Origin of the sequence: Paracoccus litorisediminis, from assembly GCF_009711205.1 — a bacterium.
Taxonomy (GTDB): Bacteria; Pseudomonadota; Alphaproteobacteria; order Rhodobacterales; family Rhodobacteraceae; genus Paracoccus; species Paracoccus litorisediminis.
The window spans coordinates 536121-556651 of record NZ_WMIG01000002.1 but is presented as its reverse complement, the minus strand read 5'-3'; the positions used below and the strand labels follow the sequence as shown (position 1 = coordinate 556651).

Below are 20531 nucleotides of genomic sequence, written 5' to 3'. Positions count from 1 at the left end.
ATGATCGACGGGACGGGAATGCAGGACTTGGGTAAATACGACCTGATCGGGGACCGGAATGTGCTGTTCGTGATGGCGGCGCAGGCTGAATACGGTCCGGAATTGCAGCAGCGGATCACGCCCCTGATGACCGGGGTCGGACCGGTCGAGGCCGGTGTCGTTCTGGCCGCGGCTCTGGCAGGGCTGAAGGCAAAGGGCGGGTTGCCGGATCTTGTCGTGTCGCTGGGCTCGGCCGGGTCGCGCCTGTTGGCGCAGGCAGAGGTCTATCAGGTCGCAGCAGTCGAATATCGCGACATGGATGCCTCGGCCCTTGGCTTTGCCAAGGGGGTGACACCGTTTCTGGACCTGCCGGCGCGGATCGAAATGCCCTGCCCCTTGCCGGGTCTGCCCTCGGCCAGCCTGGCGACTGGCGGCAGCATTGTCAGCGGTGCGGGATACGACGGCATAGCCGCCGAGATGGTCGATATGGAGACATTCGCCATTCTGCGGGCGTGTCAGCGTTTCGGCCTGCCACTGATCGGCCTGCGCGGCATTTCCGATGGTGCGGAGGAGCTTTCCCGGCTGAAGGACTGGACGCAATATCTGCATGTGATCGACGAAAAACTGGCTGATGCCGTCGATCTGCTGGCCATCGAGCTGGAAAGCGGCAGGCTGGACGATCTGATCCGCCGCGACTGATACTTCGAAACGGGTTTCGAAACGAAAAAGGGCGCCCCGACGGGCGCCCCTGAAATCGATCGAAGCAGGCCTCAGCCTTTTTTCAGGCAGCGATTGCCCAGCAGTTCGGCGATCTGAACGGCGTTCAGGGCCGCGCCCTTGCGCAGGTTGTCCGAGACGCACCACAGGTTCAGGCCGTTCTCAACCGTCACGTCCTGACGGATGCGCGACACGAAGGTGGCGAAATCGCCGACGCATTCGACCGGGGTCGAGTAGCCGCCCGGCTCGCGCTTGTCGATGACCAGCACGCCCGGTGCCTCGCGCAGGATGTCGCGGGCCTCATCCTCGTCCAGGAAGTCCTCGAACTCGATGTTCACGGATTCCGAGTGGCCGACAAAGACCGGGACGCGCACGCAGGTCGCGGTGACCTTGATCGACGGGTCCATGATCTTTTTCGTCTCGGCCGCCATCTTCCATTCTTCCTTGGTGTCGCCACTGTCCAGGAAGACGTCGATTTGCGGGATCACGTTGAAGGCGATCTGTTTCTGGAACTTCTTGGGGGCCACTTCCTGACCGGGGACATACATGCCCTTGGTCTGGTTCCACAGCTCGTCCATGCCGTCCTTGCCCGCGCCGGAAACCGACTGGTAGGTCGAGACGACGACGCGCTTGATGCGGGCGCGGTCATGCAGGGGCTTGAGTGCCACCACCATCTGCGCGGTCGAGCAGTTGGGGTTCGCGATGATCATCTTGTTGCGGTATTCCTCGACCGCATCCGGGTTCACTTCCGGCACGACCAGCGGGATCGCCGGGTCATAGCGGTAGAGGGACGAGTTATCGATGACCACGCAGCCCTGCGAGGCGGCGATCGGCGCATAGGTCTTGGTGGCTTCCGAACCGATCGCGAACAGCGCGATGTCGTAGCCAGTGAAATCGAAACCCTCGATGTCCTTGCATTTAAGTGTCTTGTCGCCAAAGCTGACCTCAGTGCCAATGCTCCGGCGCGAAGCCAGAGCAACAACCTCATCGGCAGGGAACTCGCGCTCGGCGAGAATGTTCAGCATTTCACGGCCCACGTTCCCCGTGGCGCCGGCGACAACGACCTTGTAGCCCATCTGGGGGTCTCCTCATGTAAAGACGCTGCGATATAGGTCACGCAGCGGAAAAAAGGAAGCGGTTTCCGTGGGCTAATCAGCGAATATGACGGATACGTTTGTCATTTTTTAGCAGATTTGCCACAAAATCCGCCTCTTTGACGAAATCATGTGGCACTTTGCCAGCGGTGCGATTGCCGGAAAGCGACAGCGAGGCAAAGAAATCAAAGCCATACAGGCTTAGCGAGGTCATGTCCGACCGCGCGATCAGGTCGATCATCATCGCGCCCGTGGTCGGCGGCGCACCCAGCCGGGCCTTCAGCGCCGCGAAATCGTCCAGCGGATGCAGATAGAAGCCAGGGCTGGTCGCCGTTCGCCAATCCAGCCGCTTGCGCTTGTGCGACATCCACAGGATGCGGCCCGGCGCGATGCGGGCACGGTCTGCGGTCCCTAGCCGCACCGCCAGCGCCAGCCAGTCGGTGCGCGTGCCATGGCTTGTGGGGCTTGCCATTGGCGCAAGATTGATCCGCACCACCCGGTCGGCGGCGTCGATCGCCGCGCCGTGGTGGCTTTCGGCCAGCGCGCGGGCATTGCCGATCAGGGCGACATGCTTGCCGCTCAGGTCCGCCAGCAGCGCCGGTTGGGGCACGGAAAGCGGCTGCAACGCGGCCTCGTCCCGCAGGGTCCGCGCCACCAGAAAGCCCAGCCGGTTCACGCCAGCAGCTTTCGATAAACCTCGACAATGGCGCGGGCCTCGCCCTCGATGGCGTGGTTGGCTTGCACATGGGCGCGGGCGGCCTGCCCTGCCGCCAGCCGCGCCGCGTCGTTGTCCAGCCAATGCGCCAGGGCTTCGGTCAGGGCATCGGCGTCGTCGCGGGGGACAAGGCTGCCGGTCTCGCCGTCGCGGATCAGGGTCTCGAAGGCGCCGACGCGGGCACCGACGCTGGGCACGCCGCAGGCCATGGCTTCGAGCGGGGTCAGGCCGAATCCCTCCCAGCGGGCGGGCGCGGCGAACAGGTCGATGGCCTGATAGTTCTGGACCACCTGCTCCCACGGAACCTCGCCAAGAAAGCGGATACGGTCGGACAGGCCTGCGGCCTTGATCCGGGCCAGCAGATCGTCGGTGAACTTCTGGTTATCGGCGGTGACGCGGCCGGTGAAGATCAGCTTCGCGCGCGGGCGCGACGGGAACAGGCGCAAGGCTGCCTCAACCAGCAGATCCACGCCCTTTTGCGCGCGGATGCGGCCGAAGCAGCCGATGACGATGTCACCCGGGGCGAAACCCAGCTGCGCCCGCAACGCCTCGCGGTCGGGCGAGGGGTGAAAGACGCTCAGGTCGACGCCATGCAGGATCACCGTCGCCGGGCGCTCCAGATAGCTGGCGGCCTGCGGCGAGGTCGCGATCAGCGCGTCCTGCTGGCGGATCAGCCAGCGGGTGAAGCCGGTATGGGCGCGCTGCGCTGCCGAGGTGAACAGCAGCCGATAGCGCCGCCGCAGGACGCGGCGCAGGATCAGCCCCAGCGCCATTTCCGTATTGCGGCGCGCGTGCCAGACCCGCCAGCGGTCGCGCGGCAGGGAGGCGGCGCGGGTCAGCGGGATATGCGGCAGCTCGAGCGGCAGGCCCGGCCCGGTGGTGACGATACCGATCATCCTGGACTGAACCGGGATCAGCCGGACCACGGTCGCGGTCACGCCGGACAGGCGGCGTTTCAGATTGGGGGCGACAACGTCAATATCCTGCATGGCGATCCTCGGGACTGAACAGATAGAAAACCAATCCGATCGCCAGAGGTATCAGGAAGAACAGGAAAATGTAACCGTATGCCGCTGCCGGTGGATGCGCCCCGGATGCGGCCAGATAGACCGGGCGCGACAGGAACTGCATGACCCCCACCCCCGAGATCGAGATCATGTTGAGGAAGGTGATGCCCCGCCCCACCAGATGCTGTGGGATGAAGACGCGGCCATGTGACATGATCAGCGAATATGAACTGTCCGAGATGCAGACCATGACCAGCAGCATTGCCGAAAGCGGCAGGCTTGCCCCCGGAGCCAGCGCCAGCGTCCCTAGGACCAGGCACAGCAGCAGGGTGTTGGCGATGGAGGTCCGCTTGTCCGAACCAAAGATGCGCACGATCCGGCCCACGGCCAGGTTCGCCGTGACCATGGCAAGGCCCATGCCCAGCGTCACCCAGCCGATCAGCCGGTCGCTGGCGTCAAAGACCTGCGCCAGATAGGGTCCGGCCCACAGCCCGCGGATACAGGCCGAGGCCGCATAGGTGACGCCCAGAAGCGGCAGGATCAGACGCAGCTCGCGCACCGCCAGCAGGTCGCGCAGTCGGGCGGGGGCCAGCTTGCCCTCGGGGTGGGCAGGGTTTTTCACGCAGGCAAAGACGGTCAGTGCGACGGCCAGCGTGACGACGGCCAGCGCGACCAGCGTCTCGCGCCAGCCCAGCTGGCCGACGGTCCAGACCAGCGGCGCCGCGCCCAGCATATTGCCCAGCGACCCAAGGCCCACAACGGCCCCGCCCGCCGCGCTCATCGAGGCAGGGGGAAGGGTGCGGGCAAAGATGTAGAAGCTGCCCATCATCACCGGCGCACAGCCGATCCCCAGCAGCGCCATGGCGACATGGATATGCCAGGGCGCCGTTGCCAGGGCAAAGACCAGCGCCCCACCTGCCCCGCCAAAGCCCAGCAGCGCGGCCACGGTCTCGCGCGGGCCGAAACGGTCCAGCGCCCAGCCGACCGGCAGCTGCACCGCGGCGAAGGCGATGTACCAAAGCCCCGATGACAGTGCGAGATCCTCGGGACCCGCCCCCAGCTCGGCCTGCAGCCGCGGCGCCAGCACGGCCAGAAACGCGCGGTAGAACTGGCTGAGCGTATAGCCCAGCACAAGGGACAAAAGTCCCGGCGACATGATCCAGCGCATGGCGTCAATCAGGCCGTTGCAAGCCGGGCGGGAGCCTCTCGCACGGGCAGGTGGATCAGCGCGCTGAACGCTCCGACACCGACGCCGACCCACCAGACCAGCGTGTAATCGCCATAGGCGTCATACATCCGCCCGCCCAGCCAGACCCCAAGGAATGAGCCCAGCTGGTGGCTGAGAAAGACGAAACCGTAAAGCGTTCCCATGTAGCGCAGCCCGTAGATATAGGCGACCAGCCCCGAGGTCAGCGGCACCGTCGCCAGCCACAGCGCCCCCATCACCAGCGAGAAGATGATGACGCTGGTGGGCGTGATCGGCATCAGGATAAAGGCCGCTGCCGCGATGGTGCGCAGGGTATAGATGCCCGCCAGCAGGTACTTGCGGCTGTAGCGGCTGCCCAGCCAGCCCGCAAAGATCGCGCCGCCGATATTGGCCATCCCGATCACCGAAATCGCCACCGCGCCCAGTGCCGATGTGGTGGTAATGCCAAGGCTTGCCAGCGTCCCGCCCGGCGCGATGGCGCTGCACATCTCGGTAATCATCGCCGGGAAATGCGCGGTGATGAAGGCCAGCTGATAGCCGCAGGAAAAGAACCCGGCAAAGATCATCAGATAGGACGGGTCGGTGAAGGCGCGCTTCAACACGGTTCCCATGCTTTCCTCAAGCTCATGACGCGAGGCGGGCTTGCTGTCGCCCAGCATGGGCAGAAAGAACAGGCAGGCCAGCACGGTGACGCCGAAGATCACGAAGACCGTCTGCCACGGGTAAAAGGCCAGCAGCCCCTCGGCCAAGGGCGCGCCAAAGACCTGACCAGCGGAACCTGCGGCGGTGGCGATGCCCAGCGACAGGCTGCGGTTTTCATCGCTGGATGCGCGGCCGATGACCGCAAGGATGACCCCGAATCCGGTTCCGGCAATGCCAAAGCCGACCATCACCTCAAGCATCTGCATGGTCGCCGGGTCGGTTGCCTGCGAGGATAGGATCAGCCCCGCCGAATACAGGAACGCCCCGATGATGATCGACCAGCGGTCGCCGAAACGTTCCCCCAGCGCGCCAAAAATCGGCTGGCCGATGCCCCAGGCAAGGTTCTGGATGGCGATGGCCAGACTGAACTCGGCCCGCGGCCAGCCGAATTCCTGCGCGATTGGGATCTGAAAGACGCCGAAGCTCGCGCGCAGGGCGAAGTTGATCAGCAGGATAAGCGAGCCGCCGATCAGGACCGGCGTGAACAGCGAGGCGCGGGGGGCGTTGGGCATGGCCGGCTCCTTGTATGGCAGACGCAATTCCTGCGCCCGACCGGGGGCAAGGTCAATGCCTGACGGAGCCCCCAAGCCGCGTCGCCGCTCCCTGCCCGGCCAGCCGTCCCGAGGCCAGACAGCCGGTCAGCAGATAGCCTCCGGTGGGCGCTTCCCAGTCCAGCATTTCACCCGCGGCAAAGACGCCCGGCAAAGCGCGCAATTCCAGTTCGTCGGTCAGGCTCTCGGCCATGATTCCTCCGGCCGAGGATATCGCCCGCTCCAGCCCCATTGCACCGTCATGGCGCAGCGGCAGGGTCTTGGCCAATCCGGCCAGTGCCGCGGGATCAGAAGGCAGTGGCCGCCCCCACTCCATCAGCAGCGCTGCCCGCAGCGGATCGCCAAGCACACGCCGCAGCCGGTTGCCGACCGACAGCTTCGTAGGAGCTTGGGCAAATTTTCGGGCCAGTTCCGCGACCGTCAGGTCCGGTGCCAGATCAACCTGCGCCGTCGCCCCGTCTCGGATGGCGGCGCAAACCTCATAGACGCCGCCGCCCTCGATCCCCTTGGCGGTCACCACCCATTCGCCCCGGCTGGCAAGCGCTCCGGCGGTCAGAGCGACGCCCTTGACCGCCTGCCCGAAATGCCGGTCCATTGCCGCCGACCATTTCACGTGAAACCCCATATTGGCCGGGCGGAAGGGCGCGATCTGCACACCGCGTTCGGCCAGCCACGGAATCCATGCCGCGTCAGATCCCAGCCGCGGCCAGCTTGCCCCACCCAGACCCAGCACCACCGCTTGCGGGCGCAGCAGCCTGACGCCATCGGCGGTTTCAAAGCGCCAATCCCCGCCCTCGAACCCGGTCCAACGCCAGCGGGTCCGCATCTCGACGCCCAGCCCGGCCAACCGCGCCAGCCAAGCCCGCAACAGCGGCGATCCCTTCATTCCGACCGGAAACACCCGCCCGGTCGAGCCGGTAAACAGCTCAATCCCTAACCCCCGGACCCAGCCCATGACCTCGGTCGGCCCGAATTCTTTCTTGCTTAAATATCCCGGGGTCTGGGGCAGAGCCCCAGAAAACCGCGCAGCGAAGGATTCGAGATCTTCGTCCTTGGTCAGGTTCAGCCCTGATTTCCCGGCCATCAGGAATTTCCGCGCCGGTGTGGGCATGGCCTCGGCGATGACCACCCCAATCCCCTGCCCGGCCAGCACCTCGGCGGCCATCAGGCCTGCGGGTCCGGCACCGATGATCAGCGCCTCGACCGCCTCAGGACCGCTCACCGGCTGCCCCGAGGCATCATGCACAGCCGCAGCAAGGTCCGCTCCATCACCGCCATGGCCGGCGCCTTCGAGGCTGAGCGCAGCGTCAGATCGGTGTCGATCAGTTGATGGATGGCATCCTCAAGCGCACGCATGCCCCAGTCCTGTGCCTGCCGGATCATCCGGTCGCGGCGCGGGCCAAAGACAGGGGGGCGCAGCCGCCCGATTCCCGCCGCAGGTCCGCCGGGGTCCGACGATGCCGCATGCAGCGCCCGGAAATGACGCAGGGCGGCAATGCACAGCGTCACCGGCAGAATCCCCTGCCCTTCGATCCGCCGCATCAGCGCGCCGAATTCCTTGGCGCGGCGTTCGGCCACGCAATCGATCAGGTCGTCAACCTCGGCCTCGATGGTGGCGGGGGCCAGAAGCGCGATCTCGGATGGGCTCAGCGGGCTGTCGTCACCCAGCTTGTACAGAGCGATCTTCTGCACCGTCTGGCGGAAATCGCCGGGGTCGAGCGCACGGCTGAGCGCCACCAGATCGCGCATCGCGTCGCGGGGCACGTCCGCTAGGCCGGCCTCGCGCAGCCAGCGGGTGATTTCTTCTTCTCCGGGGGGATCGTCGTAAATCGGGGCGGTTACCGCCGAAGGATGCGGCTCGAACAGCTTGCGCAGGGCCGAGCCCTTGGACAGCCCGCCCGCCGCGACCACGATCGCGGCATCGCCCGTCCTCCATTCCGCGATCGCCGCCGCAATGGCGGGCGCCGAGGCATCGGGCGCGTCATCGACCAGCACCACGCGCGGGCCGGGGAAAAAGCCCACCGCCTTGACCGCATCCAGCAATGCCGCCGGATCCTTGCGCAGATCCGCGCCGGGCAGACGCGTCAGGCGCATTTCCTCTTCTGCGTGATCGCCAACCAGCGCCTTGACCGCCTCGGCCCGTTTCAGGGCGACGCGCATCGCGTCCTGACCATAGATCAGCAGCGCCGGGCGCGTCGGATCGGGCCGCGATAGGTAGCGGGCAATCTCGGCCCCTTTCAGGATCATTCGACCGTCGCGGGATCGATGGCCAGCAGCCGCGTCACCACCTGATCGGCCAGCAACCGTGCCAGCCGCTCATGCGCGTCCTGTTCCGCCGCCATGGTGGCAATGGTCGTGCCAGTGGTCGAATACGAGGTAAAGCTGCTGACCTGCCCCCGGCTGACCGCATGGCCCGTCTGGATATTGGTCAGCAGGTATTCGGCGCTGCCGTTCAGGGCATAGCGAGTGGTAATCTCGTCGGGCGTGATCGCCTGCGGCACGACCGCGATGCGCAATTGCCACTTCAGTTCATAGGTGGCGGCGCTGTCCGGTCCCATCCGTTCGGCGATCCGACCGGCAAAGGTGAAATCGTCCGGGGTCTTCGGGTCGGCGGTGCGGACCTTGCCGAACAGCTTGCTGCCCGTACCCCCCGGCCCATAGACCGGGGAGAAGCCGCAGGCGGCAAGCGCCAGCACGCTGACAAGCAATCCGCGCCTAGACCACGACATTGACGATGCGCCCCGGCACGACGATCAGCTTTTTCGGTGCCGCGCCTTCCATGAAGCGCTGGACGGTTTCGTCGGCCAGAACGATGGCCTCGATCTGTTCCTTGGGCATGTCCTTGGGCACCTCGATTTCCGCCCGACGCTTGCCGTTGATCTGGATGGGCAGCACTACACTGTCCGAGACCAGCATCGCCGGGTCCGCCTTGGGCCAGGCGGCATCGACCACCATGCCCTGCCCGCCCGCTTTCGACCAGAGTTCTTCGGCAAGGTGCGGCACCATCGGCGCCAGCAGTTGCGCAAGGATGCGGATCGCGTCGCGGCGGCCCTCGCCCCCGGCCTTGGATTTGCCGATGGCATTGGCCAGTTCGTAAAGCTTGGCCACAGCCTTGTTGAAGGCAAAGCCTTCGATCGCCTTGGTCACGTCGGCGATGGCGCGATGGGCGGCGCGCGTCAGGTCGGCATCACCCTCACCCTCTGGGATCTCATCGGCCAGACGCCAGACGCGCGACAGGAACTTGTTCGAAGCCTCGGCCCCGGCGGCGGTCCATTCCACGTCACGTTCGGGCGGGCTGTCGGACAGCATGAACCAGCGCGCAGTATCAGCGCCGAAGCTTTCGACGATATTGACCGGGTCGACGACGTTCTTTTTGGATTTCGACATCTTGGCCGAGGGGATGATCTCGACCGCAGTCCCGTCCGCCAGCTTTCCGTCAGTGACGGATTCGGGCAGGTGATAGACCGGACGACCGCGCTCGTCGCGGGTCAGGTAGATCTCATGCGTGACCATGCCCTGCGTGAACAGCGCGTCGAAGGGCTCCTTGGCGCTTTCCGGCAGATGGCCGGTCTTGACCATCGCGCGGGCGAAGAAGCGCGAATACAGCAGGTGCAGGATCGCGTGTTCGATGCCGCCGATATACTGGTCGACATTCATCCAGTAATCCGCGTCGGCGCGGCTGGTCGGCGTTTCGGCATGCGGCGCGGTGAAGCGCGCATAATACCAGGACGAATCGACAAATGTGTCCATCGTGTCGGTTTCACGGCGCGCTGCCTTGCCGCAGACCGGGCAGGCGGTGTTGCGCCAAGTCGGGTGGCGGTCCAGCGGGTTGCCGGGCACGTCGAAGGTCACGTCCTGCGGCAGCAGCACCGGCAGGTTTTCCTTCTTCTCGGGGACGGTGCCGCAGTCATCGCAATGGACGACCGGGATCGGGCAGCCCCAATAGCGCTGCCGCGAGATACCCCAGTCGCGCAGGCGGAACTTGGTGACGCCTTCGCCATAGCCCGCAGCCTCGGCGTGCTGGATGGCGGCATCGACCGCGGCTTCGCCAGTCTGATCGGCGGCACCCGAGAAGCCACGCACATAGGTCACAGCGTCCGATTTCAGCGGCACATAGGGGGCATCGGCGATCAGCGCGTCGGCTTCCTCAAGCGTCGCGCCTTTCGGGCCGAAGGTCGCGCGGATCGGCAGACCGTATTTGGTGGCGAATTCATGGTCGCGCTCGTCATGGGCGGGCGAGCCGAAGATTGCGCCGGTGCCATAATCCATCAACACGAAATTCGCGATCCAGATAGGCAATTCCCATGCTGGATCAAGCGGATGGCGCACGGTCAGCCCGGTGTCGAAGCCCAGCTTCGGCGCGGTCTCGATGGCTTCTTCGGTGGTGCCGATGCGGCGGCATTCGGCACAGAACTCGGCGATCTCGGGGCGGGTTTCGGCCAGTGCCTTGATCAGCGGGTGATCCGGCGACAGCGCAGCAAAGCTCGCGCCCATCAGCGTATCCGGGCGGGTCGTATAGACCTCGATCGCGTCGAAACCCTGCGGCGGGTTCACGATGTCAAAGCGGAACTGCAGCCCGCGCGACTTGCCGATCCAGTTCTGCTGCATCAGCCGGACTTTTTCCGGCCAGCCGGTCAGATTGTCCAAGGCCGACAACAACTCATCGGAATAATCCGAGATGCGGAAGAACCATTGCGTCAGCTCGCGCCGCTCAACCAGCGCGCCGGAGCGCCAGCCGCGCCCGTCCTCGACCTGTTCGTTGGCCAGAACCGTCATGTCGACCGGGTCCCAGTTCACCATCGCCGATTTGCGATAGATCAGCCCGGCTTCCAGGAAGTCGAGGAACATCGACTGCTGCTGGTGGACGTAGGAATCGTCGCAGGTGGCGAATTCGCGGCTCCAGTCGATGGACAGGCCCAGCGGTTTCAGCTGCTCGCGCATGGTGGCGATATTGGCATAGGTCCAGTCGCGGGGGTGACCGCCCTGCTCCATCGCGGCGTTTTCCGCGGGCATGCCGAAGGCGTCCCAGCCCATCGGATGCAGTACGCTGAAGCCCTGCGCCCGTTTGAAGCGCGCGACCACGTCGCCCATCGTATAGTTGCGCACATGCCCCATATGGATGCGCCCCGAGGGATAGGGGAACATCTCGAGGACGTAATATTTGGGCCGCTCGTCCCGGATGGCGCGGAACGTGTCGGCCTGGTCCCACGCCTCTTGCCAGCGGGTTTCGCTGATTGCGGGATCATAGGGCATGGGAACCTCCGGGCGTCAGAATGCCCGCAGGGTATTATCCGTTGCCGCGCCGCAGGTCCAGCGGGGTCAGAGCTTGCCGTCGCGGACGCGCATCTGACGGGCGCGGGTCAGGATGGCGTCCTCGACCGCGCGAACGGTGTCGGGTGCCACGGCGCTACCGCCCGGACCCTGCAGCGAGACCTTCAATGCGCGGGCGTCCAGCGAGGGGTCGCTGACCTTGATCGTCGCGCGATAGCTGCGTCCGCCGCCGGGGGGCGTGCCATAGCCGGTGACGATCATGCCGGTGAAGGGATCGATCGACTGGATCGGCAGGAAGTTCAGCACTTCAAGGCTGGCGTTCCACAGGTAGCGGTTCACCGCCACCGTGTCATTGGCGTTGCGCCGGTTCGAGAACAGGTCCCAAAGCGTCGATTCCCGCTCGGCCGGCTGGCTTTGGGCGGTATTGCTGCCCGAGCCGGAACATGCGGCAAGCCCCGCCGTAAGAAGCAAGGCGGCGGTCAGCCGTGCGGCGCATCTGGTCATCAGTCATCCCCCGATCGTCCTGAATGCGAGCCATAGCGCAAATCCGGGGCTAGCGACAAGATAGCGCTTCCCGCGTGGCCGAGTCGCCTTTGTCAGCGATTCCTGCGGTTGAGTGATAACGGTTTCCCAATGAGCGGGGCATGACCTGAAGGACTGGGATGAAAATCTGCGGATTGTGCGTGCTGCAGGCGCGAAACACCCACGATTGCAGGGCTTGCATAGCCGGTGTGGCGCTGATGCATCACAACACTTGCTAATCAGGAAGGGCCGGTCCGAATTCGTTGCAATACTAGGATGAAAGCGCGAGACAACTGCCATACCCCAAGTTGGCAAACAGCTGGGGCACACGAGAGAGACAAGAGGGAAAACCATGAAAAAGGTTCTTTTCGCCACCACCGCGCTGGTGATGACCGCTGGTGTCGCCGCCGCTGAGGTTGCGGTCACCGGTACCGGCCGGATGGGTGTGATCTATGACGGTAACGACGCTCAGTTCTCGAGCCGTATCCGTGCCATCTTCACCATGACCGGCGAAAGCGATGCCGGCCTGTCCTTCGGCGGCTCGATCCGTGCCGACAACTCGGCCAACGGCAACCAGGGCGTTGCTGGCTCGGTCTATGTTTCGGGCACCTACGGCAAGCTCGAAATGGGCGACGTGGTCTCGGCTTCGGAAGCCGCGATCGGCGACCTGCCGGAAATCGGCTACACCCAAGGCGGCTTCGCTGGCGACCTGGAAGAGATCTCGTACCTGACCGGCGACGGTGCGAACCTGGATCAGGGCCCGAACATCCTGTACCAGTACACCATCAACAACATCTCGCTGTTTGCCTCGGCCTCGGATGGCAGCGACCGTAAGTGGTTCACCACCACCGGCGCCAACGACAACATCGAGTGCACCTACGATCCGGTTACCGGTGAGCTGGTCGACTGCGCCACTGTGTCGTCGGATGACACCGCTTGGTCGCTGGGCGCCAACTACGAAGCCGAAAACTTCACCGTTGGTCTGGGCTACGCCAAAGACGGCGACGCCAAAGAGGTCACTCTGGGCGGTAAAGCGACGTTCAACAACATCGCCGTTTCGGCCATCTACGCTGACTATAGCGATCGCGACTCGATCAGCTTCGGCGGCGACGACGCGACCGGCAACTTCGTTGACGACCTGACCCTGACCTCGGACAACTACCAGCTGAGCAAAACCTGGGGCCTGGGCCTCGAGTGGCAGCAAGACGCGATCCGCGTTGCTGGTTTCTACCGTCGTGACGAAATCCGCACCACCGACATTGGCGATGCTGCTGGCCTCGACGACCGCGACTTCGACACCTTCGGTGTTGGCGCCGACTACGACCTGGGCGGCGGCGCCACCCTGTCGGGCGGTATCGTTGACAGCGACTGGCTGAACGACACCGTCGCGGACATGGGTGTTCGCTTCAAGTTCTGATCCTTCGGGATACGGAATTAAGAAAGAGCGGGCCTTGTGCCCGCTCTTTTGTTTTGGGATTCTCCCCATATGGGACTGGAACAGATCAAAAGCCGCGTTCACGCGGCCGAAACCGCCGCCGGACGTCCGCAGGGTACGGTCCGGCTGATTGCTGTCAGCAAGGTGCAGCCCGCCGGCCGGGTTGAGGCGGTCTTGCAGGCCGGACATCGGGTCTTTGGCGAGAATTACGTGCAGGAAAGCGCCGGAAAGTGGCCGGCCTGGCGCGAGGCCTATCCGGGGGTCGAACTGCATATGATCGGCCCGCTTCAGACCAATAAGTTGAAGCTGGCACTAGAGCTTTTCGACGCGATCCACACGCTGGACCGACCTTCGCTGGCGCAGAAGCTGGCACGGCAGGTGCAGGCGCACGGGACTTGCCCGCAGCTTTTCGTACAGGTCAATACCGGTGCCGAGCCGCAAAAAGCCGGGATCCTGCCCGACGACGCGGATGAGTTCATCGCCTCGTGCCGGTCTTTGGACCTGCAGGTTGCCGGGCTGATGTGCATCCCGCCCGAGGATGAACCCTCGACCCCGCATTTCCGCCATCTGCGCGGGATCGCCGCGCGTAACGGGCTGACCGGCTTGTCGATGGGGATGAGCGCGGATTTCGAATCCGCTATCGCCGAGGGCGCGACGCATGTTCGCGTGGGCAGTGCCATTTTTGGCGCGCGCGACTACGGCTAAGGTGGACGCAGGTTAACCCAGAATCGTCAAATCCCGTGCGCGAATCCTGCCACGGGATTAACCTTTCATTCATAGTTTGACGATTTTTGTGGGTATGCAGATGTTCATCCTTGGCAGCCTTTTGGGGCTTCTGGTCATGGGGCTTGCCATTGACAGCACCGGCGCGTCGCGCGGTCCCAAGGACGATGGTGGCGAAAATCCAACCGATAGGCCTGATCCTGACGAACCCGAAGGGCTAGCGTTCGAGGGCAGTTCCGGTTCGGACTGGCTGGCCGGAGAGGATGGCGACGACCTGTTGGAAGGCGGGGCGGGGAATGACGATCTGCATGGCGGCCTGGGTGATGACACGCTGCGCGGCGGCGACGGAACCGACTGGATCTACGGCGACGGCGACTATGGCATTGGTGGAGATGACCTGCTGGATGGCGGGTCAGGGGACGATCAACTGGCCGGGCAGGGCGGCGATGACACGCTGCTGGGGCGCGGGGGCAATGACACATTGTTCGGGGGCGAGGGCGGTGACAGCCTGACCGCTGGGGCTGGGGACGATTGGCTCTCGGGCAATTCGGGCAATGACACGCTGGTTGCGGGTCGCGGGCTGGACGATCTGGATGGGGGCGACGGCAACGATCTTCTGATCGGTTCGCCTGAAGAGGACGCCGCGTGGTTGCACGGAGGTGAGGGTGATGACAGCTTGCAAGCCCATGCCGGAGATTTTGCGGAAGGTGGGGCAGGGCGCGATCTGTTTGTGCTGCAGGAACCGGGCCAGACCTCCCCGGTCATCGGGGATTACAATCCTGCCGAAGATATCATTGAACTGCGCTGGCACGGGGCCGAACAGCACGTGCCGACCGTCACGCTGGAACGGGGCGACGACGGCTCGGCCCTGATCCGCATCGATGGTCAGGCAGTGGGACGCGTGTTGAATGGCGAAGGGCTGGACCTGCGCGACATCGTGCTGACCCGCGCTCCGAATGCCTGAGGCACAAATTCCTTTTCTTTTGCAGGGATTTCGCCTATACGCCCGCATCCGGTCAGGCGAATCCTGCCGGAATTCTCCACGGGCCTGAGCTGGACGACATCCCGGCCTGTGCCATAACCCTTTGATCCGAAAAGGAGACCCCGATGTCGATCACCGTCGAGGAAAAGAACCGCGTGATGACCGAATTCGCGACCAAGAAAGGCGACACCGGTTCGCCCGAGGTTCAGGTTGCGATCCTGTCGTCGCGTATCGCGACCCTGACCGAGCACTTCAAGACCCACAAGAAAGACAACCACTCGCGTCGTGGTCTGCTGATGATGGTCGCACAGCGCCGCAAGCTGCTGGACTACCTGAAGCGCAAGGACGAAGCCCGCTACACCGACCTGATCGGCAAGCTGGGTCTGCGCCGCTGATCGTAGATCAGTCGCATTGATCGGCGCCCGTGGCGAAAGCTGCGGGCGTTTTTCTTTGCGCCGATGCTAGGTGCTAGCCCTACATGGCGCGTACTCCGGAATCCTGCCTTAAGGGTCAGGTTCCGCAGGTTGAAACCCGATATTTGGAATCGCCCATTTCTGGTAGGATCTGGGCGCGGATAGAGGGGCTGGATCCTCGTCAATGTTGATCGGCACTGCGGTTGCCGTCACGAAAGGATCACTAGATGAAATTCATGATCGTTGGGACCGCCATTCTGGCGGGTGCTGTCGCATTGCCTGTCATTGCGCAGACCAATCTGGAACTGGCGGCGAAAATCATCGGGAACGGCGTCGAGCCCGCCTCCGAGGTCCTGCCCGAATATGGCTATGACAATGTCAGGGGTCAGTATTGGTGGAACGCGGCTGAGAAAGACTGCGTCTATGCCTCGACCCCCGGCAGCGGGGCACCGCCGCTGGTCAGGGCAAGACCCACTGTCTGCGGCATGGCGATGCGGGCCATGGCGACGCCGGTCAAGGTGTGCAGGGTCGGCGCGGGCGCGGCGGCGGAAGGCTTTTGCGGCCGCTCGATGGCTGGGCGCTAAGATGCGGACCCGCGGCGTCGGTCGCGGGTTCCCAATGGCGAAGTTGCGCGGCGGCGGAACCGGAATGCGGTTGCCGGGTTAGGGCAAGATGCCCGCATCAGGCGACCGCTCTGTCCCGGTCCGGATCGGAACCTTGCGGCAGAAGCTTCTTTCACGCGTCATTTGTCTGCAGGAAAGGATTGCCAATTGCTGATCGCCCCCACCCGCCTCGCGCTTGTCCTTGTCATGTTTGCCAGCCCGGCGCTGGCGCATCCTCCGCCGGAACTGGAAGACTTTGTCGGGGCGCGTTCGGGGCAGGCTGAAGGTGGCCTGAACCAGCGCGGCTTCGCGAATGTCAAAGGCAGCTATTGGTGGAGCGCCGGCGAGGGGATCTGCGTGCATATGCCCGTCTCGCAGGGGCGCTTCAAATCCGTGGATATCGTGAAGCCGTCTGATTGCGGCATGCGGATGCGGCCCAAGACGGGTGCCGGGGCAGGCTGCCCGGTCGATGTCACCGAGGCCGACCGCTACAAGTATCCCGACTGCAACTGACTCGCCCAAAGGGTGATTCCCGAGTGCTTCCGGGCAGGTTTCCGGCCCGGAAGGCCGAAATCGGATTCGTCTAAAATCCGCGATTCTGGCTGATTTTCGGATTTTTTCGAGGGGGCTGATGGACGATCTGACCATTTGCCTGTTTTGCCCGTCCGCCCGGCCCGTTTTCGCTTTCGCGAATGCCGAAATCGTGAAAAAGGCGCGCCCTTGTTCAAAAAGGGGAAGCGCGCATGCAAATGGGAGTGTGGATCAGCCTATCGGCTTATTTCCTGCTGATGATTGCAATCGGTGTCTATGCCTGGCGCAAGTCGACATCGAATTCCGAAGAGTACATCCTGGGTGGCCGCGATCTGGGGCCGTCGGTGACGGCACTGTCGGCCGGGGCGTCCGACATGAGCGGCTGGCTGCTGCTGGGTCTGCCCGGCGCGCTGTTCGTCGCGGGTCTGTCGCAGGCTTGGATCGGCGTCGGCCTTGTGCTGGGCGCATGGGCCAACTGGCTGATCGTCGCGCCGCGTCTGCGCGAGCAGACCGAATTCTATGACAGCCTGACCATTCCGGGCTTCCTCGGCAAGCGGTTCCCCAGCACCGAGCGCCTGCTGCGCATGGTTTCGGCCATCATCATCGTGGTGTTCTTTGCGGTCTACACCGCTTCGGGCCTTGTCGGCGGCGGCAAGCTGTTCGCCAGCGCCTTTGGCGGCGATTACATGGTCGGGATCTCGCTGACGCTGGGCATCGTGCTGGTCTATACGGTGATCGGCGGCTTCCTTGCGGTCAGCCTGACCGACTTCGTGCAGGGCTGCATCATGATGCTGGCGCTGGTCATCATGCCCATCGTCATCCTGACCTCGGACGGGTCGAGCGCCTCTGAGGCGGCCGCGCGGGTGACCGCGATCGATCCCGAGTTCTTCTCTCTGTCCAAGGGTGTGACGGCGATCGGCTGGATCTCGGCCATGGCCTGGGGTCTGGGCTATTTCGGGCAGCCGCATATCATCGTGCGTTTCATGGCGATCCGCAGCGTCAAGGACGTTCCGGCTGCGCGCCGGATCGGCATGTCGTGGATGATCGTGTCGCTTGCGGGTGCGCTGGCGGTCGGCGTCTTTGGTCGCGCCTATGCGCTGCGCACCGGGCTTGAGGTGGCCGACCCCGAGACCATCTTCATCCTGCTGTCGGACCTGCTGTTCCATCCGCTGGTGACCGGGTTCCTGTATGCGGCGCTGCTGGCTGCGATCATGTCCACCGTGTCGAGCCAGCTTCTGGTCGCGTCCTCGTCGCTGACCGAGGACATCTACCACGCGCTGATGAAGCGCGACGCCTCGGAACGCGAGCTGGTCAATATCGGCCGTCTGGCCGTTCTGGCCGTAGGCGTCGTGGCGCTGATCATCGCTGCCGACCCCGAGTCAGAGGTGCTGGGTCTGGTCGCGAACGCATGGGCCGGTTTCGGCGCGGCCTTTGGTCCGCTGATCGTGCTGTCGCTGACCTGGAAACGGATGACCGGTGCCGGTGCCGTCGCGGGCCTGATCGTCGGCGCGGTGACCGTCATCGCATGGATCGCCATGGGGCTGAGCAGCACCATCTATGAGATCGTTCCGGGCTTCATCGCCTCGTTCCTTGCCATTGTCGCGGTCAGCATGGCGACCGCCGATCAGGGCGAATACCGCCATCAGAAACTGGCCTGAGCCGGTTTGACTTCGATAATAAGGCCCGCCCCCGAAACGGGGCGGGCCTTTGCGCATCCGGGTGGCCAACCCGCAAGACACTTTCCAAAACCCATGTTTTGCTGTATGCCCCGCGCATCTGTGACGTGCCGCCCATGCCTCGGGGCACATGCGAAGGATAGGGGCAGGCGGCAATGGGGCCGCCATATGACACGGGCGCGACCAGAGGGCTGGCGTCGCCCAGAGGAAATCAGATGTTTGATGAAGTGAAAAAATCGATCCAGTGGGGGCAGGAAACGCTCACCCTGGAAACGGGCAAGGTTGCCCGTCAGGCCGACGGTACGGTCATCGCCACGCTTGGCGAAACCAGCGTCATGGCCAACGTCACTTTCGCCAAAGAGCCGAAACCGGGGCAGGACTTCTTCCCGCTGACGGTCCACTACCAAGAGAAATACTATGCCGCCGGCAAAGTGCCGGGCGGTTTCTTCAAGCGTGAAGCGCGCCCGACCGAGAAAGAGACGCTGACCGCGCGTCTGATCGACCGTCCCTGCCGCCCGCTGTTCGCCGCTGGCTTCAAGAACGAAGTCCTGGTCATGTGCACCGTGCTGTCGCACGACCTGGTCAACGATCCCGACATCGTCGCGATGATCGCTGCCTCGGCCGCGCTGACCCTGTCGGGCGTTCCGTTCATGGGCCCGATCGGCGCTGCCCGCGTTGGCTTCTCGAATGGCGAATATGTGCTGAACCCCGAAGTTCAGGACATGGACCAGCTGCGCAACAACCCCGAACAGCGTCTGGACCTGGTCGTCGCCGGCACCAAAGACGCCGTGATGATGGTCGAATCGGAAGCCTATGAGCTGACCGAAGAAGAAATGCTGGGCGCCGTGAAATTCGGCCACGAGGCGATGCAGCCGGTGATCGACCTGATCATCGACCTGGCCGAAGTTGCCGCGAAAGAGCCCTTCGACTTCCAATCGCCGGACTACTCGGAACTCTATGCCCGCGTGAAATCGCTGGGCGAGACCGAGATGCGCGCCGCCTATGCGATCAAGGACAAGGCCGACCGTCAGGACGCCGTGGCTGCCGCAAAAGCGACCGTCAAGGCTGGCCTGACCGAGGAAGAACTGGCCGACGCGAACCTTGGTTCGGCGCTGAAGAAGCTGGAATCGGGCATTCTGCGCGGTGACATCATCAATGGTGGCGCCCGCATCGACGGCCGCGACACCAAGACCGTGCGCGCCATCGACAGCGAAGTCGGCATCCTGCCGCGCACCCACGGCTCGTCGCTGTTCACCCGCGGTGAAACGCAGGCGCTGGTCGTGACCACGCTGGGCACCGGCGATGACGAACAGATCATCGACGCGCTGCACGGCAACTTCCGCTCGAACTTCCTGCTGCACTATAACTTCCCGCCCTACTCGGTCGGCGAAGTGGGCCGCGTTGGTTCGCCCGGTCGTCGCGAGATCGGCCACGGCAAACTGGCATGGCGCGCGCTGCAGGCGGTTCTGCCGGCTGCGACCGACTTCCCCTACACCATCCGCGTCGTTTCCGAGATCACGGAATCGAACGGCTCGTCGTCCATGGCTTCGGTCTGCGGCGGCTCGCTGTCGATGATGGATGCGGGCGTTCCGCTGAAAGCTCCGGTTGCTGGCGTCGCGATGGGCCTGATCCTTGAGGATGACGGCAAATACGCGGTCCTGACCGACATTCTGGGCGACGAGGATCACCTCGGCGACATGGACTTCAAGGTCGCCGGTACGGAAAACGGCATCACCTCGCTGCAGATGGACATCAAGGTTGCGGGCATCACGCCGGCGATCATGGAGCAGGCTTTGGCGCAAGCCAAGGACGGCCGGATGCACATCCTGGGCGAGATGGCCCATGCCCTGACCGAAGGCCGCCGCGAATTCTCGGCTCATGCTCCGCGCATCGAGACCATGACCATCCCGACCGACAAGATCCGTGAAGTGATCGGCTCGGGCGGCAAGGTCATCCGCGAAATCGTGGAAACCTCGGGTGCCAAAGTCGACATCAACGACGACGGCGTGATCAAGATCGCTTCGGCCAATGCCGACTCGATCAAGAAAGCCTATGACATGATCTATTCGATCGTGGCCGAGCCGGAAGAAGGCAAGGTCTACATCGGCAAGGTCGTGAAACTGGTCGATTTCGGCGCCTTCGTGAACTTCTTCGGCAAGCGCGACGGTCTGGTCCACGTGTCCCAGATCGCCAACAAGCGTCTGACCCACCCCAACGAGATCCTCAAAGAGGGTCAAGAAGTGAAGGTCAAGCTGCTGGGCTTCGATGACCGCGGCAAAGTCCGTCTGGGCATGAAAATGGTCGACCAAGAGACCGGCGAGGAAATCGCCCCCGAGAAGAAAGAAGAAAACGCCGAGTAATCGGCGCGATCTGCTAAAGGAAAGGCCCCGTCAATCGACGGGGC

Annotated in this window: 19 protein-coding genes; 9 read left to right on the top strand and 10 right to left on the bottom strand. The window is 64.1% G+C overall.

The genetic code is table 11. The features are described 5' to 3' along the window. Entirely contained in the window at window positions 1-678 is a 678-nt protein-coding gene (locus tag GL300_RS08115; RefSeq protein ID WP_246195108.1) for a 5'-methylthioadenosine/S-adenosylhomocysteine nucleosidase, read from the top strand. Between the two features lie 71 nt (window positions 679-749). On the opposite strand, the gene GL300_RS08110 is transcribed toward GL300_RS08115, so the two are convergent. The 10 genes from GL300_RS08110 to GL300_RS08065 form a co-directional block, all read right to left on the bottom strand. Then, the gene (locus GL300_RS08110) at window positions 750-1772 is read right to left on the bottom strand and encodes an aspartate-semialdehyde dehydrogenase (protein WP_155039089.1); all 1023 of its coding nucleotides are present in this window, start codon (window positions 1770-1772) and stop codon (window positions 750-752) included. A gap of 76 nt (window positions 1773-1848) precedes the next feature. Further along, window positions 1849-2466, bottom strand: coding sequence for a glycosyltransferase family 29 protein (locus tag GL300_RS08105; RefSeq protein WP_343042937.1), 618 nt, complete (start codon window positions 2464-2466; stop codon window positions 1849-1851). After that, window positions 2463-3494 (bottom strand): glycosyltransferase family 4 protein, encoded by a 1032-nt coding sequence (locus tag GL300_RS08100; protein WP_155039088.1) that lies wholly within the window; start codon window positions 3492-3494, stop codon window positions 2463-2465. The genes GL300_RS08105 and GL300_RS08100 overlap by 4 nt, the downstream gene beginning before the upstream one ends. Then, window positions 3481-4680 (bottom strand): MFS transporter, encoded by a 1200-nt coding sequence (locus tag GL300_RS08095; protein ID WP_155039087.1) that lies wholly within the window; start codon window positions 4678-4680, stop codon window positions 3481-3483. Before GL300_RS08095 ends, GL300_RS08100 begins: the two co-directional genes overlap by 14 nt. An 8-nt stretch (window positions 4681-4688) precedes the next feature. After that, window positions 4689-5933 carry an MFS transporter gene (locus GL300_RS08090; protein WP_155039086.1) on the bottom strand — a complete coding sequence of 415 codons (1245 nt, stop codon included), beginning with the start codon at window positions 5931-5933 and terminating at the stop codon, window positions 4689-4691. A 52-nt stretch (window positions 5934-5985) separates the two neighbouring features. Then, window positions 5986-7194 carry a TIGR03862 family flavoprotein gene (locus GL300_RS08085; RefSeq protein ID WP_343042935.1) on the bottom strand — a complete coding sequence of 403 codons (1209 nt, stop codon included), beginning with the start codon at window positions 7192-7194 and terminating at the stop codon, window positions 5986-5988. Beyond that, window positions 7191-8219, bottom strand: a complete 1029-nt coding sequence (holA, locus tag GL300_RS08080) for a DNA polymerase III subunit delta (protein WP_155039085.1) — start codon at window positions 8217-8219, stop codon at window positions 7191-7193. Before holA ends, GL300_RS08085 begins: the two co-directional genes overlap by 4 nt. Continuing rightward, the gene (gene lptE / locus GL300_RS08075) at window positions 8216-8680 is read right to left on the bottom strand and encodes an LPS assembly lipoprotein LptE (protein WP_246195107.1); all 465 of its coding nucleotides are present in this window, start codon (window positions 8678-8680) and stop codon (window positions 8216-8218) included. The genes holA and lptE overlap by 4 nt, the downstream gene beginning before the upstream one ends. A gap of 7 nt (window positions 8681-8687) precedes the next feature. Further along, window positions 8688-11225, bottom strand: coding sequence for a leucine--tRNA ligase (gene leuS, locus GL300_RS08070; RefSeq protein WP_155039083.1), 2538 nt, complete (start codon window positions 11223-11225; stop codon window positions 8688-8690). A gap of 66 nt (window positions 11226-11291) precedes the next feature. Further along, on the bottom strand, window positions 11292-11747 hold the full coding sequence (locus tag GL300_RS08065) for a DUF3576 domain-containing protein (RefSeq protein ID WP_155039082.1): 456 nt from the start codon (window positions 11745-11747) through the stop codon (window positions 11292-11294). A 370-nt stretch (window positions 11748-12117) separates the two neighbouring features. Between GL300_RS08065 and GL300_RS08060 the strand changes: the two genes are divergently transcribed. From GL300_RS08060 to pnp, 8 genes are all read left to right on the top strand, one after another. Then, window positions 12118-13182, top strand: coding sequence for a porin (locus GL300_RS08060; protein ID WP_155039081.1), 1065 nt, complete (start codon window positions 12118-12120; stop codon window positions 13180-13182). 69 nt (window positions 13183-13251) lie between these two features. Next, the gene (locus tag GL300_RS08055; RefSeq protein ID WP_155039080.1) at window positions 13252-13905 is read left to right on the top strand and encodes a YggS family pyridoxal phosphate-dependent enzyme; all 654 of its coding nucleotides are present in this window, start codon (window positions 13252-13254) and stop codon (window positions 13903-13905) included. Window positions 13906-14005: 100 nt separating this feature from the next. Beyond that, entirely contained in the window at window positions 14006-14887 is an 882-nt protein-coding gene (locus GL300_RS08050; RefSeq protein ID WP_155039079.1) for a calcium-binding protein, read from the top strand. Window positions 14888-15030: 143 nt separating this feature from the next. Beyond that, the gene (gene rpsO / locus GL300_RS08045; protein WP_155039078.1) at window positions 15031-15300 is read left to right on the top strand and encodes a 30S ribosomal protein S15; all 270 of its coding nucleotides are present in this window, start codon (window positions 15031-15033) and stop codon (window positions 15298-15300) included. Between the two features lie 245 nt (window positions 15301-15545). Further along, window positions 15546-15902: a hypothetical protein gene (locus tag GL300_RS08040; RefSeq protein WP_155039077.1), complete on the top strand. Its 357-nt coding sequence runs from the start codon at window positions 15546-15548 to the stop codon at window positions 15900-15902. Between the two features lie 186 nt (window positions 15903-16088). Beyond that, on the top strand, window positions 16089-16433 hold the full coding sequence (locus GL300_RS08035) for a hypothetical protein (protein WP_155039076.1): 345 nt from the start codon (window positions 16089-16091) through the stop codon (window positions 16431-16433). A 230-nt stretch (window positions 16434-16663) separates the two neighbouring features. Continuing rightward, on the top strand, window positions 16664-18109 hold the full coding sequence (gene putP, locus GL300_RS08030; RefSeq protein WP_155039075.1) for a sodium/proline symporter PutP: 1446 nt from the start codon (window positions 16664-16666) through the stop codon (window positions 18107-18109). Between the two features lie 233 nt (window positions 18110-18342). Then, entirely contained in the window at window positions 18343-20487 is a 2145-nt protein-coding gene (pnp, locus tag GL300_RS08025; RefSeq protein ID WP_155039074.1) for a polyribonucleotide nucleotidyltransferase, read from the top strand. Window positions 20488-20531: the final 44 nt, after the last annotated feature.